Source organism: Cellulomonas sp. WB94 (assembly GCF_003115775.1).
Lineage (GTDB): Bacteria > Actinomycetota > Actinomycetes > Actinomycetales > Cellulomonadaceae > Cellulomonas_A.
In genome coordinates, this window is the sequence record NZ_QEES01000002.1 from 702415 (window position 1) to 717976 (window position 15562).

Sequence of the window (15562 nt, forward strand, 5' to 3'; positions counted from 1 at the left end):
CTGTTCTGCCCGATCGGTGCGGTGGTCGCCACCGCGACGAGCACCGCCGACGCGGGGCGGGTCCATCATCCCCGACCGCGGCCGCGCGAGCGGCCGAACAGGAGGCGCACCCGCTCGGGGCCTGCGGAAATGCCTTCGGCGATGTGGGTGCCCGCACCTACTGTGGCGGAGTGCGTCAACTCCCGCTCCCCCATCCCGGCCCAGCGCCGCTGACGTCCCCTGCCGCCCTCCTGTGGTGGCAGGCGCGACACCAGCAGGGGCTGCTGCTCGCCTCGATCACGTGCGGCATCGTCGGCAACGTCGCGGCGGCCGCGATGCCGTACGTGCTCGGACGCATCATCGACGGCGGCCTGACGGACGGCCTGAGCCGCACGCTGTGGCTCGGCTGCGCCGCGTTCGGAGCCGTGGGGCTCGTGCAGGTCGGCGCCAACGTCTGGGGGCACCGTCTCGACGTCGAGAACTGGCTCCGCGCGGCCTACGCGACCTCGCAGCTCATCGGGCACCACGTCACCCGCACGGGCGACGCCGTGACCGCCGAGCTGCCGACCGGCGAGGTCGTGGCGACCGTCGCGAGCGACGCGCTGCGGATCGGGGAGGTGTACGCGGTCGCCGCCCGGTTCGTCGGCGGGATCGTCGCCTATGCGGCCGTCGCGGTCGTCCTCATGCGCACCTCCGTCACGCTCGGCCTGCTCGTGCTGCTCGGCCTCCCGGTCGTGGCGTCGGCGCTCGCTCTCCTCGTCAAGCCGCTGCAGCGCCGCCAGGCCACGCAGCGCGAGGCGTCGGGTCGGCTGACCACGCTCGGCGCCGACACGGTCTCGGGCCTGCGGATCCTGCGCGGGATCGGCGGCGAGGAGGTCTTCGCGGGGCGCTACCGCGCGCAGTCGGAGCTCGTGCGCCGCGCGGGGGTCGGGGTCGCGCAGACGCAGTCGCTGCTCGACGCCCTGCAGACGCTCCTGCCCGGGCTGTTCCTCGCGGCGGTCGTCTGGGTCGGTGCGCACCTCGCGCTGGCGGGCGAGATCAGCCCCGGACAGCTCGTGGCGTTCTACGGGTTCGCTGCCTTCCTCACCCAGCCGCTGTGGACCGCGACCGAGGCCATGCGCGTCATGACGCGAGCCGTCGTCGGCTGCCGCAAGATCATCAAGGTCCTGGAGATCCCCGAGGCGGGCGCGGACTCGGCCGACCGTCGCGCCGCGGCCGCCGCGACGAGCCCCGCACGGACCGAGGCCCTCGTCGACGAGCTGAGCGGGCTCGTCGTGCAGCCGGGGGCGCTGCTCGCGCTCGTGAGCGCGGATCCTGACGAGTCCGCACGGCTCGCGACGCGGCTGGGTCGCTTCCGGGCGCCCGCAGGCAGCGCGGCCGACGACGACGAGTCGCTCGGTGAGGTGCGGTGGGGAGCGGTACTCCTGCGCGAGCTGCACCTGCGCGAGGTGCGCGACCGCATCGTCGTCGCCGAGTCGACACCGCACCTCTTCACCGGTGTCCTCGCCGAAGAGCTCGACGTCCGCGGCCGGGCCACCGAGTCCGACCTGCTGGCGGCCATGCACGTCGCGGACGCGGCGGACGTCCTGGACTCGGTCCCCGGCGGTCTCGCCGGAGCGGTCGAGGAGAAGGGGCGCTCGCTGTCCGGTGGCCAGCGCCAGCGCGTCGCGCTCGCACGGGCCCTGCTCACCGAGGCCGAGGTGCTCGTGCTCGTCGAGCCGACGAGCGCCGTCGACGCCCACACCGAGGCGCGGATCGCGCGGCGGCTGGCCGAGGCCCGACGCGGCCGGACGACCGTCCTGGTCACCGCGTCCCCGCTCGTGCTCGACGTGGTCGAGGAGGTCGTGCTCATCGAGGGCGGCCGGGTGGTGGCGCGCGGGAGCCACCGCCAGCTCCTCGCCGCGGCCGACGCGGCCGGGCGCGCCTACCGCGCGGTCGTGTCCCGCGGCCACGAGACCGTACCCACCGAGACCCGCCCCACCGACGACGCCCGAGAGGAGGACCGCCGTGAAGCTGCCCGTCGCTGACGGCCCCGCGCTGCGGCGCGAGACCCGCACGCTCGTGCGCCGCCACCGCGGCGCACTGACCGTGGTCGTCGCGCTGCACGCTGCAGCGGCGTGCGCCGGCCTGGCCGGTCCGTGGCTGCTCGGCCACCTCATCGACGCCGTCGCTGTCGGGACGACGTCGTCGTACGTCGACCGGACCGTCGCCGTCCTCGTGGTCGCCGTGCTCGCGCAGACGGTCCTCATCCGCTACGCGCAGCGCTCCGCGATGGTGCTCGGCGAGTCCGTCTTCGCCGAGCTGCGCGAGGAGTTCCTCTCGACCGTCACGCGGCTGCCGCTGTCCGTCGTCGAGCGCGCCGGGACCGGCGACCTGATCGCCCGCACCACGACCGACATCGACCGGGTGCAGTACACGGTCCGCTTCGGGGTACCGCGCCTGCTCGTGAGCGGCGCGACGATCGCACTGACCGCGGTCGCCGCTGCCCTGACGAGCCCCCTGGTCGCGCTCGGGCTGCTCGCCGGGCTGCCGCTGCTGCTGCCGGTCGCGCGCTGGTACCTGCGGCGCGCGGCGCCCGCGTACCTGCGCGAGTCGGCGGCGTACGCGACGCTCAACGGCACGATCACCGAGAGCGTCGAGGGTGCCCGCACGGTCGACGCGCTCAACCTCGGCGCCCGCCGCCGGGCACGCGTCGACGACGACCTCCGCGAGGCGTTCGCGGCCGAGTCGAAGACCCTCTGGCTGCGCTCGATCCTCTTCCCGGGCATCGACGCGTCCTTCCTGCTGCCCGTGGTCGCCGTGCTCGCGTGGGGCGCCTACCTCATCTCGACGGGCGGGGCGACGATCGGCGCGGTCACGACGATCGCGCTGTACGCGACGCAGATCATCCACCCGATCTGGGAGCTCATCTTCTGGCTCGACGAGATCCAGGTCGGCGCGACGTCGCTCGCCCGGATCCTCGGCGTCGCGAACGTGCTGCCCGACCGGACAGCAGGCTCGGCGCAGCCGTCCGACGAGCACGTCGTGGCCACCGAGGTGCGCTACGCCTACCGCGAGGGGCACGACGTGCTGCACGGCATCGACCTCGACCTCGTGGTCGGAGAGCGGCTCGCCGTCGTCGGCCCGTCGGGCACCGGCAAGTCGACGCTCGGGCGGATGCTCGCCGGCATCCACCCGCCGAGCGGTGGGGCCGTGACCGTCGGCGGCGTCCCGCTCGTCGAGCTGCCGCTCGGGGACCTGCGCGGGCACGTCGCGCTCGTGACGCAGGAGCACCACGTCTTCGTCGGCTCGGTCGCGGACAACCTCCGGCTCGCCCGGGTCGAGGCGGACGACGCCGAGCTCGAGCGCGCCCTGCGAGCCGTGGACGCCTGGGGGTGGGTGGAGGCGCTGCCCGACGGGCTCGGCACCGGCGTCGGTTCGGGTGGCGCGGCCCTCACCCCCGCGCAGGCCCAGCAGCTCGCGCTCGCCCGGCTCGTGCTCCTCGACCCGCACACCCTCGTGCTCGACGAGGCGACGAGCCTGCTCGACCCGCGTGCGGCCCGGCACCTCGAGCGCTCGCTCTCGGCGGTCCTCGCGGGGCGCACGGTGGTGGCGATCGCGCACCGGCTGCACACCGCGCACGACGCCGACCGCGTGGCCGTCGTGGACGGCGGGCGGATCGTCGAGATCGGCTCGCACGACGAGCTCGTCGCGGCGGGCGGCGACTACGCGGCGCTGTGGCACTCCTGGCAGCAGGAGTAGCAGCAGGAGCAGCGGCCGGTCACACGTCTGCGTCGCTCGCGATCCCGAAGAACGTCACACCGGGCTCGGACACCGGCAGCTCGTGGAACCCGAGCCGGTCGTAGAACGCCCGGGCCCGCACGTTCGAGCTCGCCATGCCGAGGTGCACCGCGGGGACGCCTCGGTCCGCGAGCGCCGCGAGGAAGGTCCGCACCAGCGCGCGCCCGTGGCCGTGGCCCTGGTGCTCGGGCAGCAGGTCGATGTGCAGGTGCGCGGGATAGTCCGCGAGCCCCTCGTGCACGGCCTGCTCGGGGTGGTGGAGCGTGTCGACGAGGCGCTCCTGCCGGGTGCCGGGCGCGTCGCCCCTCGGGTAGCGGGGCGCCACGACAGGGAGCCACCTGCGCCGGTACTCCTCGGCCCAGCGGCGCGTGTCGGCGGTCCCGAGGACGTAGCCGACCGCGCGGTTCCCGTCGTCCAGCACGAAGGCAAGCTCGGGCTCGAGGTGCAGGTACGGGCCCGCGTAGACGTCCGGCATCAGGTGGTCGTCGCTGTACTGGCCCCGGGCGTCACCACCGCCGTCCGCTGTGCGCACGCAGACGTCGTAGACGTCGGCGCGGTCGAAGTCCTCGTACGGTCGGACGAACGCCACATCGGCTCCTTTGCGAGAGCGGCAGCCGGTCATCGGGACGGCCGAGGTGAGTATCCACGCGACAGGGGTGGACGCGATAGTCGATCCTGGACACATGTTCGGTCCGGTGGTGCTGCGTGACGGCTCGGTCGTGCCCGAGGACGCTCTCACGTGGCGGTTCTCGCGGTCGAGCGGACCGGGCGGGCAGTCCGTCAACACGGCGGACTCCCGCGTCGAGCTCGCTGTCGACCTCTCCGCGATCACGTGGGCGACTCCGGCCGACCGGGACCGCGTGCTCGCGCGGCTCGCCCCCCGGTTGGCGCTCGCCGACCGTCGCGAGGTCGCGGCGCGTCGCGACGAGGCCGTCGAGGGCGAGCGCGCCGAGGCGGACGAGCCGGTCGGCACCGTCCTGACGGTGGCGGCGTCCGAGTTCCGCTCGCAGCTGCGCAACCGCGAGGCGGCGCTCGCGCGCGTCACCGAGCTGCTCGACGACGCGCTGCGCCCGCCTCCCCCGCCGCGCCGTGCGACCCGCCCGAGCCGAGCCTCGCGTGCTCGTCGGGTGCAGGCGGAGAGCCGTCGCCGGTCCGTCAAGGAGATGCGTCGCCGGCCCCAGGCCTGAGCGGCCTGGACGCCCGACCTGCCGGCGCTCAGACCGCCCGGTCCCCGGTCGCCTCGTCGCGGACCATGCGCAGCCACAGGAAGATCGCGAACCCGCCGAAGATCCACCACTGCGCGGCGTAGGCGAGGTTCTGCACGTTGAGCCCGGTGCCCGACCGCGCCGGCATCGGCAGGAGAGTCAGGGCGTCGCCCTGGCTCGGGTCCGAGGCGCTGAGCACGCCGTACCCGGTCCAGATCGGTCCGCCCCACCTGTTGAGCAGCTGCGCCGAGCTGATCGCGTCGACCTGCCCGGCGGGCAGGTCGGTCCGTCCCGACGCCTCGGAGCTCTGCAGCCAGACGGTCACGGTGACCTCGCCGGTCGGCACGGCCAGTGCGGCGGCGTCGTCGGGCGTCTCGACCCAGCCCCGGACGACCGGGAGCACGGGCGCGGAGACAGGGACCTCGACGGCGTCGCTCGCAGCGCCGGCCGTCGAGGCTCCGCCGGCCAAGCGCTCGGGCCGGTCGTCGGTCACCCGCAGCGGCGTCAGGACAAGGTAGCCCGTGCGTCCCTCGAGCGCGCGGTCCACGACGAGCACCTGTCCCGCGGCGTCGTACACGCCCCGGGCGACGACCGACCGCCCGACGAGCCCGCCCCGGAACGCGGTCTGCGGCGCGAGCGCGTCACCCAGTCCGACCGGTGGGAGAGCCTGCTGCGCGGCGAGCTGTTGCGAGGCCGCCGACGCCCCGCGGATCTCGGCGCGGTCGAGCTGCCAGGCCCCCAGCCGCCCGCACACCGCCGCGGCACCGAGCAGGAGCAGAAGGAGCACCAGCATGCGCGGCCGGACCGCTGCACGGAGCATCGTCGTCGGCTCGTGGGAGCCCTCGGCACGGTCCGGAGCACCGTCCACGGGACCGGCCGGGTCACCGTCCACGACCGCGGGCACCGGGTCCGTCGAGGCGTCGGTGTGTGGCACGTCTCACGGTAACCCGTCAGCGTCGCGGGACACTCGTCCTACTCGCGTCGCGGGCCGGTCCGCCTGCCTGCTCAGCACCCCGTTTGTGCCGTCTGACCTGCGCATGTGCACGGCGGGGCGGTCTGGACCCGATGCGCTCGGGCGCGCGATGCGGTTGTATTGCGGGTGGAGCAGTGCGTGCAACGGCGCGCGCCCTGGGTCGGACGTCCTGCCAGGCGCCCGCGATCCACGTCAGGCTGGAGTCATCCCCGGTGCGGCCAGCGCGGGGTGGGGTACGAGGCACCTGGAGAAGGCAATGACTACGACTGCTTCGCGGACGACCTCCTGGCACGCGGGAACCGGAGAGTCGGTGAGCGCCGAGACGCTCCAGCGCATCGACGCCTGGTGGCGCGCGGCGAACTACCTGTCGGTCGCACAGATCTACCTGCTGGACAACCCGCTCCTGCGCGAGCCGCTGATCCGCGACAACGTCAAGCCGCGTCTCCTCGGGCACTGGGGCACGACGCCGGGCCTCAACTTCCTGTACGCGCACCTGAACCGCGTGATCGGCGAGCGCCAGCAGTCGACGATCTACATCACCGGGCCTGGTCACGGTGGCCCCGGCCTGGTCGCGAACGCCTACCTCGACGGCACGTACTCCGAGGTGTACTCCGACATCACGCAGGACGACGAGGGCCTGCGCCGTCTCGTCCGCCAGTTCTCCTTCCCGGGCGGCATCCCCAGCCACGTCGCCCCGGAGACCCCGGGATCGATCCATGAGGGCGGCGAGCTCGGCTACGCCCTGTCGCACGCCTACGGCGCGGCGTTCGACAACCCCGACCTGCTGGTCGCGACGGTCATCGGCGACGGCGAGGCCGAGACCGGCCCCCTCGCGACGAGCTGGCACTCGAACAAGTTCATCCACCCGCTGAAGGACGGCGTCGTCCTGCCGATCCTGCACCTCAACGGGTACAAGATCGCCAACCCGACGGTCCTGGCCCGCATCCCCGAGTCCGAGCTGCTCGATCTCATGCGCGGCTACGGCCACAAGCCCCACATGTTCGTCGGCGGGTTCGACGGCGAGGACCACGCGGCCGTGCACGCGCGCTTCGCCGCGGTGCTCGACGAGGTCATGGACGAGATCGCCGCGATCAAGGCGCGCGCCGCGGCCGGCGACGACTCCCGTCCGCAGTGGCCGATGATCATCTTCAAGACGCCCAAGGGCTGGACGTGCCCGCCGGTCATCGACGGCAAGCAGGTCGAGGCCTCCTGGCGTTCGCACCAGGTCCCGCTCGCGAGCGCGCGCGACACCGCCGAGCACCTCGACGTCCTCGAGGGGTGGCTGCGCTCGTACCGCGCCGAGGAGCTGTTCGACGCGACCGGGCGCCTCGAGCCGGACATCGCCTCCCTCGCGCCCGTCGGGCAGCTACGGATGAGCGACAACCCGCACACCAACGGCGGCCTTCTCCTCAAGGACCTCCGGCTGCCGGACTTCCGCGACTTCGCCGTCGACGTCCCGGTGCCGGGCGGCTCGATCTCGGAGGCGACCCGGGTCCTGGGCGACTGGCTGACCGAGGTCATCAAGCTCAACCCGGACAACTTCCGGATCTTCGGCCCGGACGAGACGGCGTCGAACCGGCTGCAGTCGGTCTTCGGTGTGACGGACAAGGTCTGGGACGCCGAGTACATCGGCCCGGAGGTCGACGAGCACCTCGCCCGCGCGGGCCGGGTCGTCGAGATGCTCTCGGAGCACCAGTGCCAGGGATGGCTCGAGGGCTACCTCCTGACCGGGCGCCACGGCCTGTTCAACTGCTACGAGGCGTTCATCCACATCATCGACGCGATGTTCAACCAGCACGCCAAGTGGCTCAAGGTCACCAACGAGATCCCGTGGCGCCGGCCGGTCGCGAGCCTGAACTACCTGCTGTCCAGCCACGTCTGGCGCCAGGACCACAACGGCTTCAGCCACCAGGACCCCGGGTTCATCGACCACGTCGTCAACAAGAAGGCCGAGATCGTCCGCGTCTACCTGCCGCCGGACGCCAACACCCTCCTCGCGACGTACGACCACTGCCTGCGCAGCCGGCAGTACGTCAACGTCGTCGTCGCGGGCAAGCAGCCGGCGCCGAACTTCCTGACCATGGACCAGGCCGTGGCGCACTGCGAGCGCGGCCTCGGCATCTGGGAGTGGGCCGGGACCGAGACCGTCGGCCACGACCCGGACGTCGTGCTCGGGTGCGCGGGCGACGTGCCGACGCTCGAGGTGCTCGCAGCGGCGGACATCCTGCGCCGCGAGCTGCCCCAGCTCAAGGTCCGCGTGGTCAACGTCGTCGACCTCATGCGCCTCCAGGACGAGCACGAGCACCCGCACGGCCTGTCCGACCGCGACTTCGACACGCTCTTCACGACCGACAAGCCCGTGATCTTCGCGTACCACGGCTACCCGTGGCTCATCCACCGCCTCACGTACCGCCGCAAGGGTCACTCGAACATCCACGTGCGCGGCTACAAGGAGGAGGGCACGACGACGACGCCGTTCGACATGGTCATGCTCAACGACCTCGACCGGTTCCACCTCGTGATGGACGTCATCGACCGCACCAAGGGCCTCGGCTCCAAGGCCGCGGGCCTGCGACAGCGCATGTCGGACGCACGCCTGGCCGCCCGCCAGTACACCCGGGACTTCGGCGAGGACCAGCCGGAGGTCCGCGACTGGGTGTGGCCCGACGCGGGCGACACGGCCGACGCCGACCAGGTGTCTGCCGCGATCCGGAGCACGGGCGGGGACAACGACTGACCCGTCCCGACACCCGCAGCACACGACACACCTGACCGACAGCACGACCCGGACGACGACGCGCGGACACTCGCGCACGAAGAAGGCAGCTCAGTGGCACGCAGCATCTATCTCACCTCCCCGGAGGGGGAGACCAACAAGTCGACGGTCGCGCTCGGTCTGGTGGACCTCCTGACCCGCACCGTGCAGCGGGTCGGGGTCTTCCGGCCGATCGCCCGGTCGAGCGACAGCCGCGACTACGTGCTCGAGCTCCTGCTCGAGCACGACGGCGTGGACCTCTCCTACGAGGACTGCCTCGGTGTCACGTACGAGCAGGTGCACGCAGACCCGGAGGCGGCTCTCGCTGAGATCGTGCAGCGGTATCACGCGGTCGCCCGTCAGTGCGATGCGGTCGTCGTCGTCGGTACGGACTACACCGACGTCTCCGGGCCGACCGAGCTCGCCTACAACGCGCGCATCGCCGCGAACCTGGGCGCGCCCGTCCTGCTCGTCGTGAGCGGGAACGGGCGTACCCCGGACGAGGTGCGTCAGGCGGCCGAGGTCTCGATCTCCGAGCTCGAGGCCAACTACGCCCACGTCGTCGCGGTGATCGCCAACCGGTGCGCCGAGGGCGCCGTCGAGGAGATCCGGGCGGCCCTGAGCAGCACGGTCCCCGCCTGGGCGATCCCCGAGGACCCGTACCTGTCCGCACCGACGGTCCGCCAGCTCATGGAGGCCGTCGGCGGGACCCTCGTCGTCGGGGACGAGCAGCTCCTGTCCCGCGAGGTCGTCGACGTGCTCGTCGGCGCCATGTCGATCGAGCACCTGCTCGACCGGCTGCACGACGGTGTCGTCGTCATCACGCCCGGCGACCGCTCGGACATCCTGCTCGGGCTGCTCACGGCGCACACCGCCGAGGGCTTCCCGTCGCTCGCCGGCATCATCCTCAACGGCGGGTTCTTCCCGCCGCCCACCGTCGCGCGCCTCGTCGAGGGCATCGGGACGCGGCTGCCGATCATCCGCACCGACCTCGGGACGTTCCGCAGCGCGGGCGCCGCCGCACGCACCCGCGGCCGGCTCAGCGCCGACTCCCAGCGCAAGGTCGACACGGCCCTCGCCCTGTTCGAGAAGCACACCGACAGCGCGGCGCTCGTCGCGGCGCTCGAGGTCCCGCACCCCGAGGTCGTCACGCCGCTCATGTTCGAGTGGACGCTGCTGGACCGCGCGCGGTCCCGCCGCAAGCACATCGTGCTTCCCGAGGGCAACGACGACCGGATCCTGCGGGCCGCCTCGACGCTGCTCCAGCGCGGCGTCGCGGAGCTCACGCTGCTCGGCGACGAGGGCGCGATCCGCACCCGCGCCACCGAGCTCGGGCTGCAGATCGCCGACGCTCACGTCATCGACCCGAAGCAGGGCGACCTGTTCGAGCGGTTCGCGAGCGAGTACACGGCGCTGCGGGCGCACAAGGGCATGACGCTCGACCGCGCCCGCGAGATCGTCTCGTCGGTGTCGTACTTCGGCACGATGATGGTCCACGACGGGCTCGCCGACGGCATGGTGTCGGGCGCCCTGCACACGACGGCGCACACCATCAAGCCGTCGTTCGAGATCATCAAGACGGTCCCGGGCGTCTCGATCGTCTCGAGCGTGTTCCTCATGTGCCTCGAGGACCGGGTGCTCGTCTACGGCGACTGCGCGGTCAACCCCGACCCGACGGCCGAGCAGCTCGCGGACATCGCGATCTCGTCGGCCGCGACGGCTGCCCAGTTCGGCGTCGAGCCGCGCATCGCGATGCTGTCGTACTCGACCGGCGAGTCCGGGACGGGCGCGGACGTCGACAAGGTCCGGCTCGCCACGGAGCTCGTCCGCGAGCGGCGTCCCGACCTGTCGGTCGAGGGTCCGATCCAGTACGACGCCGCCGTCGACGCGTCGGTCGCGCACACCAAGATGCCCGAGTCGGCGGTCGCCGGGCGCGCGACGGTCTTCGTGTTCCCTGACCTCAACACCGGCAACAACACCTACAAGGCAGTGCAGCGCTCCGCCGGGGCCATCGCCATCGGACCGGTGCTGCAGGGCCTGCGCAAGCCCGTCAACGACCTGTCCCGCGGGGCGCTCGTCCAGGACATCGTCAACACTGTCGCGATCACCGCCATCCAGGCACAGGCCCTGGACGCGACCACCACGGAAGGCCAGCTGTGAACTCCCTCGTCCTCGTCATCAACTCCGGCTCGTCGTCGATCAAGTACCAGCTGCTCGACGTCGCGGCCAAGGAGGTCCTCGCGAACGGCATCGTCGAGCGCATCGGGCTCGAGATGGGCAAGGTCAAGCACACCGGCCCGAACGGGGACACCGTCCTCGAGCAGCCCGTCGCCGACCACGAGGCGGGCATGAAGCTCGTGCTCGGGCTCTTCAACACGCAGGGTCCGCAGATCGACGAGACGGCACTGGTCGCGATCGGCCACCGGATCGTGCAGGGCGGCAGCGTGTTCAAGGGACCGGCCCTGATCGACGACGCGGTCCTGCAGCAGATCTCCGACCTGTCCCCGCTCGCTCCGCTGCACAACCCCGCGCACGTCGCGGGGATCGTGGCGGCCCGGCACGCCTTCCCGACGGTGCCCCACGTCGCCGTGTTCGACACGTCGTTCCACCAGACACTCCCCCCGGCGGCCTACACGTACGCGATCGACCGCGAGCTGGCCGCGACGTACTCCATCCGCCGGTACGGCGCCCACGGCACGTCGCACAAGTTCGTCTCGCGCGCAGCGGCGGAGTTCCTCGGCAAGGACCCCGCCGAGATCAACGTCATCGTGCTGCACCTCGGCAACGGGGCGTCCGCGTCGGCCGTCCGCGGCGGGGTGTCCGTCGAGACATCGATGGGGCTGACCCCGCTCGAGGGCCTGGTCATGGGCACGCGTTCCGGCGACATCGACCCCGCGGTGCTGTTCCACCTCGCCCGCCAGGGGCACATGTCGATCGACGACCTCGACGACCTGCTCAACCGCCGGTCGGGCATGCTCGGGCTGTCGGGCTACACGGACATGCGCGACGTGCACGACGCGGTGGCCGCGGGCGACGAGAACGCGCGCACGGCCCTCGAGGTCTACTTCCACCGGATCAAGGGCTACGTGGGCAACTACTACGCCCAGCTGGGCCACGTCGACGCGATCGTCTTCACGGCCGGCATCGGCGAGAACGACGACATCGTGCGGATCGGCTCGCTGACGGGCCTCGAGCGCCTCGGCATCGCCGTGGACCCCGACCGCAACGCCGGCCGGATCAAGGTGCCGACGATCATCTCGCCCGACGGCAGCGAGGTCACGGTCCTGGTGTACCCCACGAACGAGGAGCTCGAGATCGCGCGCGAGTCGGTCGAGCTGGTGCGCAGCCGCTGAGGCTGGTAACGGGCCGCTGAGGCCGGCGCGGGCCCGCTGCGACCGGTTCGGGGGTGCTGGGGACGGTTCGGAACCGAGGCACGCGTCCACGCCTCGGACGAACCGCCTCAATCCCTCACGTTGCGCTCGAATGTGCCGATCAGGGGGCGTGACCCACAGCCAGCTGCGGTGTCCGCCGGGTGCGGAATGAGCGTGCATCCCGAGCGCGCCACCTCGGCGCCACTCGCCGAGCACCACGACCTCGTGGAGCACGTCCACGTGCTCAGCGACAACGACCCGGCGCAGTGCGTCGTCCAGGGGCTGCTGGGGCTGGGCATCGTCCGCGACGCCGGCGACGAGGTCGCGGAGATGCACCTGTGCGCCCATCTCGGGTTCGCGTACTACCTGCTGGCGGAGGACGCGCGGGCACTCGAGGTGACCCAGCGGGCGCTCGACCTGGCACGAGCCCGCGACGACAGGCAGTGGGAGGCGAAGGCGCTCGCCACCCTGGGGAGCGTGCACAGCGGGTTCGGTGACAACACGTCCGCGATCGACTACCTCGAGCAGGCGCTCGCGATCCGCCGCGAGCTCGACGACACCTACGGGACGGCGGTCGCGCTCAACAACCTGGCCGACACCTACATCGAGATGCGCCAGTTCTTCGACCGCGCGCGCGAGCTGCTGACGGAGTCGCACGCCCTGTTCACGTCGATCCCCGGCTCGGCCGAGGCGACGAAGGGCGCATCCGTGTCGCTCGGGACCCTCGCGGAGCTCGCCATGGCCGAGTCGGAACGTGTGGGCCTCGGGGCTGACGCCTCGGCGACCGCGGCCGCGGAAGCCCTCGTGCGCGCCCGCGAGAGTCTCGAGGTCGCCCACACCCTCGACGACAACCTCCGCATCCTGGCGATCGCACGACTCGTCGAGGCGCGTGCTCTCGTCGCGTGCGGGCGCCACGACGAGGCGGAGCAGGCGATCGCTCGGATCCGGGCGATGGGCGGGGTCACCGGAACGCCGTACTTCCAGATCATGGACAGCATGCTGACGGGCCGGATCCAGCGGAGGCGCGGGTTCCACACGGCGGCTGCCCAGGCGGTCGAGGCCGGTCTCGCCCTGACCGACGACACGCCGCGTATGACCGAGCGCGTCCAGCTGCTCACCGAGCTGGTCGCAGTCCACGAGGAGCGCGGGGCCTTCGCCGACGCCCTCGGGGCGCACCGGCGACTCTTCGAGGCGACGCTCCGGGCGCGCGACGAGGTCGCCGAGCGTCGGGGCCGGGTCCTCAACGGCCATCTCGACCTCGAACGCGCGCAGCTCGCCGCCGAGCGTGCGCAGCTGCGGTCCGAGCAGCTCGAGTCGGTCAACCGCACCCTGGCCTACGACGCGCTGCACGACGCCCTGACGGGCCTGGCGAACCGCCGCGACTTCGACTCCACGCTGGCCGCCATCACGTCCCGGGCCCACGCCCCGCTGACGCTGCTCCTGTCCGACCTCGACGAGTTCAAGGCCGTCAACGACGAGTTCTCGCACCTCGTCGGCGACGAGGTGCTCCGTCGCATCGCCCAGATCATCGGCGGCTGCGTCCGCGGCACCGACCTCGTCGCGCGCGTCGGCGGCGAGGAGATCGCGGTCCTGCTCGCGTCCGACCCGGACCCGTCGTTCGTCGCCGAGGTGTGCGAACGCATCCGGCGCTCGATCGCGGTCTACCCATGGGAAGACGTCGCCCCCGGCCTGCGGGTGACGATCAGCATCGGCGCGGCGTCGTGGCGCCCCGGAGAGAGCCCCGTGCACCTGCACGGCCGTGCCGACGCGTTGCTCTACGAGGCCAAGCGGCTGGGCCGCAACCGCATCGTCCGGGACGCCTGAGCGGTCGAGACCGACCGTCCCGTCACGGCAGGCGCAGCGCCCGCATCGCGCGCAGCGCATGGGTGAAGACCACGGGCCACCGCTGGGTGCCCAGGTCGAACAGGCGCTGGAGCCCGAACGGCGGGCTCCCCAGGACCCCGTGCGTGCCGCGCTGGACAGCGACCGACTGCAGCTCCGTCATCGCCCACAGGCCTTCGCGACCGTGCCGGTGCCCGAGGCCCGAGTGCCCGCGCCCACCCTGCGGTGCGCCGGTCGAGCCCCACACCGCGATGTACCCCTCGTTGACGTTGACCGTGCCGGCCCGGACGCGGGCGGCGATGGCCGCACCCCGTCGACCGCTGCGCGTCCACACGCTCGCGTTGAGCCCGTAGGGGCTGTCGTTCATGGCGGCGACGGCCTCGTCGTCGGAGGCGACGCGGTACACCGACACGACCGGGCCGAACGTCTCCTCATGGAACACCCGGGCGTCCGACGTCACCCCGTCGAGGATGGTCGGCTCGTAGAACAGCGGGCCGATGTCGATGCGGTGGACGCCGCCGGCGACGACGACCGCACCGTGCGTGAGCGCGTCCTCGACGTGCTCGACGACCGTCGCGAGCTGGGCCGCCGACGTGAGCGAGCCGACGTCCGACCGGTAGTCGAGGTCTGCCCCGAGGCGCAGGTCGCGCGTACGGCGCGCGAACGCCTCGAGGAACGCGTCCGCGACGTGCTCGTGGACGTAGAGGCGTTCGATCGAGATGCAGAGCTGACCCGTGCTCCCGAAGCAGGCCCGGACGGCGCCCGCCGCCGCGACTTCGACGTCGACGTCCTCGGCGACGTACATCGGGTTCTTGCCACCGAGCTCGAGGGTCGCGGGGATGAGCCGCTCGCCCGCCCGCGAGGCCACGATGCGCCCGGTCGTGGTCGAGCCGGTGAAGACCACGTGGTCGACGTGGTCGACGACGGCCGTGCCGAGCGCGACACCGTCGCCCACGACGACCTGGAGCACCCCGGCGGGCAGTCCGGCGGCCTCGAGCTGCTCGACGGCCCACAGCGCCGTCAGCGCCGTCTGCGGGTCCGGTCGGAGCACGACGGCGTTGCCCGCGACCAGCGCCGGCAGCGCGTCGCCGACGGTCAGCGTCAGGGGGTAGTTCCAGGGCGCGACGATGCCGACGACCCCGACCGGGTGGCGCAGCACGCGCACGCTCGTGAGACCGGGGACGAGCCCGTGGACCCGCCGGTCCGCGAGGTACTCCCGGGCGTGCAGCGCGTAGTGCCGGGCGACGAGGGCGACGTCGGCGACCTCCTCGAACGCGCTCGCGCGCGACTTGCCGCTCTCGAGCTGGATGAGGTCAAGGACGTCGCTCTGGTTCTCGAGGAGCAGGTCGTGCAGGCGCAGGAGGACGGCGCAGCGGTCGCGCAGCGGGACGGTCGCCCACGTGCGCTGGGCGCTGCGAGCGGCGGCCGTCGCGCGCTCGACGTCGTCCGGGGTCGACAGCGGGACCGCCGCGATGGGACCGCCCGTGAACGGCGCGTAGGTCGTAGACGTCGCCGCCCCGGGGGACGTGACGATGCGCGCGACGAGCATGCCGATGTCGTCCGGCTCGAGCACGTAGGTCGCGCGCGGGTCGGTCTCGGGGTCGATCAGGTGCGCATGCTCCGGTTCGTACGCCATGCGACGAGGTTACGTCGGCGG

The 15562-nt window shown here is 72.5% G+C and carries 10 protein-coding genes; 7 read left to right on the top strand and 3 right to left on the bottom strand.

Translation table 11 applies throughout. The features are described from left to right. Window positions 1–170 precede the first annotated feature (170 nt). Both DDP54_RS04315 and DDP54_RS04320 read left to right on the top strand, forming a co-directional pair. Window positions 171–2006, top strand: a complete 1836-nt coding sequence (locus DDP54_RS04315) for an ABC transporter ATP-binding protein (RefSeq protein WP_109130697.1) — start codon at window positions 171–173, stop codon at window positions 2004–2006. After that, entirely contained in the window at window positions 1987–3720 is a 1734-nt protein-coding gene (locus tag DDP54_RS04320) for an ABC transporter ATP-binding protein (RefSeq protein ID WP_109130698.1), read from the top strand. Before DDP54_RS04315 ends, DDP54_RS04320 begins: the two co-directional genes overlap by 20 nt. Window positions 3721–3739: 19 nt before the next feature. Here DDP54_RS04320 and DDP54_RS04325 read toward each other — a convergent pair whose 3' ends face one another. Next, window positions 3740–4348 carry a GNAT family N-acetyltransferase gene (locus DDP54_RS04325; protein WP_242448218.1) on the bottom strand — a complete coding sequence of 203 codons (609 nt, stop codon included), beginning with the start codon at window positions 4346–4348 and terminating at the stop codon, window positions 3740–3742. Between the two features lie 94 nt (window positions 4349–4442). On the opposite strand from DDP54_RS04325, the gene DDP54_RS04330 reads away from it, so the two are divergent. Beyond that, window positions 4443–4946, top strand: coding sequence for a peptide chain release factor-like protein (locus DDP54_RS04330; RefSeq protein WP_109130700.1), 504 nt, complete (start codon window positions 4443–4445; stop codon window positions 4944–4946). A gap of 28 nt (window positions 4947–4974) precedes the next feature. On the opposite strand, the gene DDP54_RS04335 is transcribed toward DDP54_RS04330, so the two are convergent. Beyond that, window positions 4975–5898 (bottom strand): SURF1 family protein, encoded by a 924-nt coding sequence (locus DDP54_RS04335; RefSeq protein ID WP_242448219.1) that lies wholly within the window; start codon window positions 5896–5898, stop codon window positions 4975–4977. Between the two features lie 295 nt (window positions 5899–6193). On the opposite strand from DDP54_RS04335, the gene DDP54_RS04340 reads away from it, so the two are divergent. From DDP54_RS04340 to DDP54_RS04355, 4 genes are all read left to right on the top strand, one after another. Next, window positions 6194–8674, top strand: coding sequence for a phosphoketolase family protein (locus tag DDP54_RS04340; protein WP_109130701.1), 2481 nt, complete (start codon window positions 6194–6196; stop codon window positions 8672–8674). 93 nt (window positions 8675–8767) lie between these two features. After that, window positions 8768–10852, top strand: coding sequence for a phosphate acetyltransferase (pta, locus tag DDP54_RS04345; RefSeq protein ID WP_109130702.1), 2085 nt, complete (start codon window positions 8768–8770; stop codon window positions 10850–10852). Further along, complete coding sequence (locus DDP54_RS04350) at window positions 10849–12045, top strand: acetate kinase (RefSeq protein WP_109130703.1); 1197 nt, start codon at window positions 10849–10851, stop codon at window positions 12043–12045. The genes pta and DDP54_RS04350 overlap by 4 nt, the downstream gene beginning before the upstream one ends. A gap of 186 nt (window positions 12046–12231) precedes the next feature. Then, the gene (locus tag DDP54_RS04355; RefSeq protein ID WP_109130704.1) at window positions 12232–13887 is read left to right on the top strand and encodes a tetratricopeptide repeat-containing diguanylate cyclase; all 1656 of its coding nucleotides are present in this window, start codon (window positions 12232–12234) and stop codon (window positions 13885–13887) included. A 22-nt stretch (window positions 13888–13909) separates the two neighbouring features. Here DDP54_RS04355 and DDP54_RS04360 read toward each other — a convergent pair whose 3' ends face one another. After that, window positions 13910–15541 (bottom strand): succinic semialdehyde dehydrogenase, encoded by a 1632-nt coding sequence (locus DDP54_RS04360; RefSeq protein ID WP_109130705.1) that lies wholly within the window; start codon window positions 15539–15541, stop codon window positions 13910–13912. Between the last annotated feature and the right edge of the window lie 21 nt (window positions 15542–15562).

Excerpts from the sequence above, each read along its gene's own strand:
- DDP54_RS04340 (WP_109130701.1), top strand. The coding sequence starts at position 6,194 with ATGACTACGACTGCTTCGCGGACGACCTCCTGGCACGCGGGAACCGGA.
- DDP54_RS04355 (WP_109130704.1), top strand. The coding sequence starts at position 12,232 with ATGAGCGTGCATCCCGAGCGCGCCACCTCGGCGCCACTCGCCGAGCAC.
- DDP54_RS04360 (WP_109130705.1), bottom strand. The coding sequence starts at position 15,541 with ATGGCGTACGAACCGGAGCATGCGCACCTGATCGACCCCGAGACCGAC.
- DDP54_RS04330 (WP_109130700.1), top strand. The coding sequence starts at position 4,443 with ATGTTCGGTCCGGTGGTGCTGCGTGACGGCTCGGTCGTGCCCGAGGAC.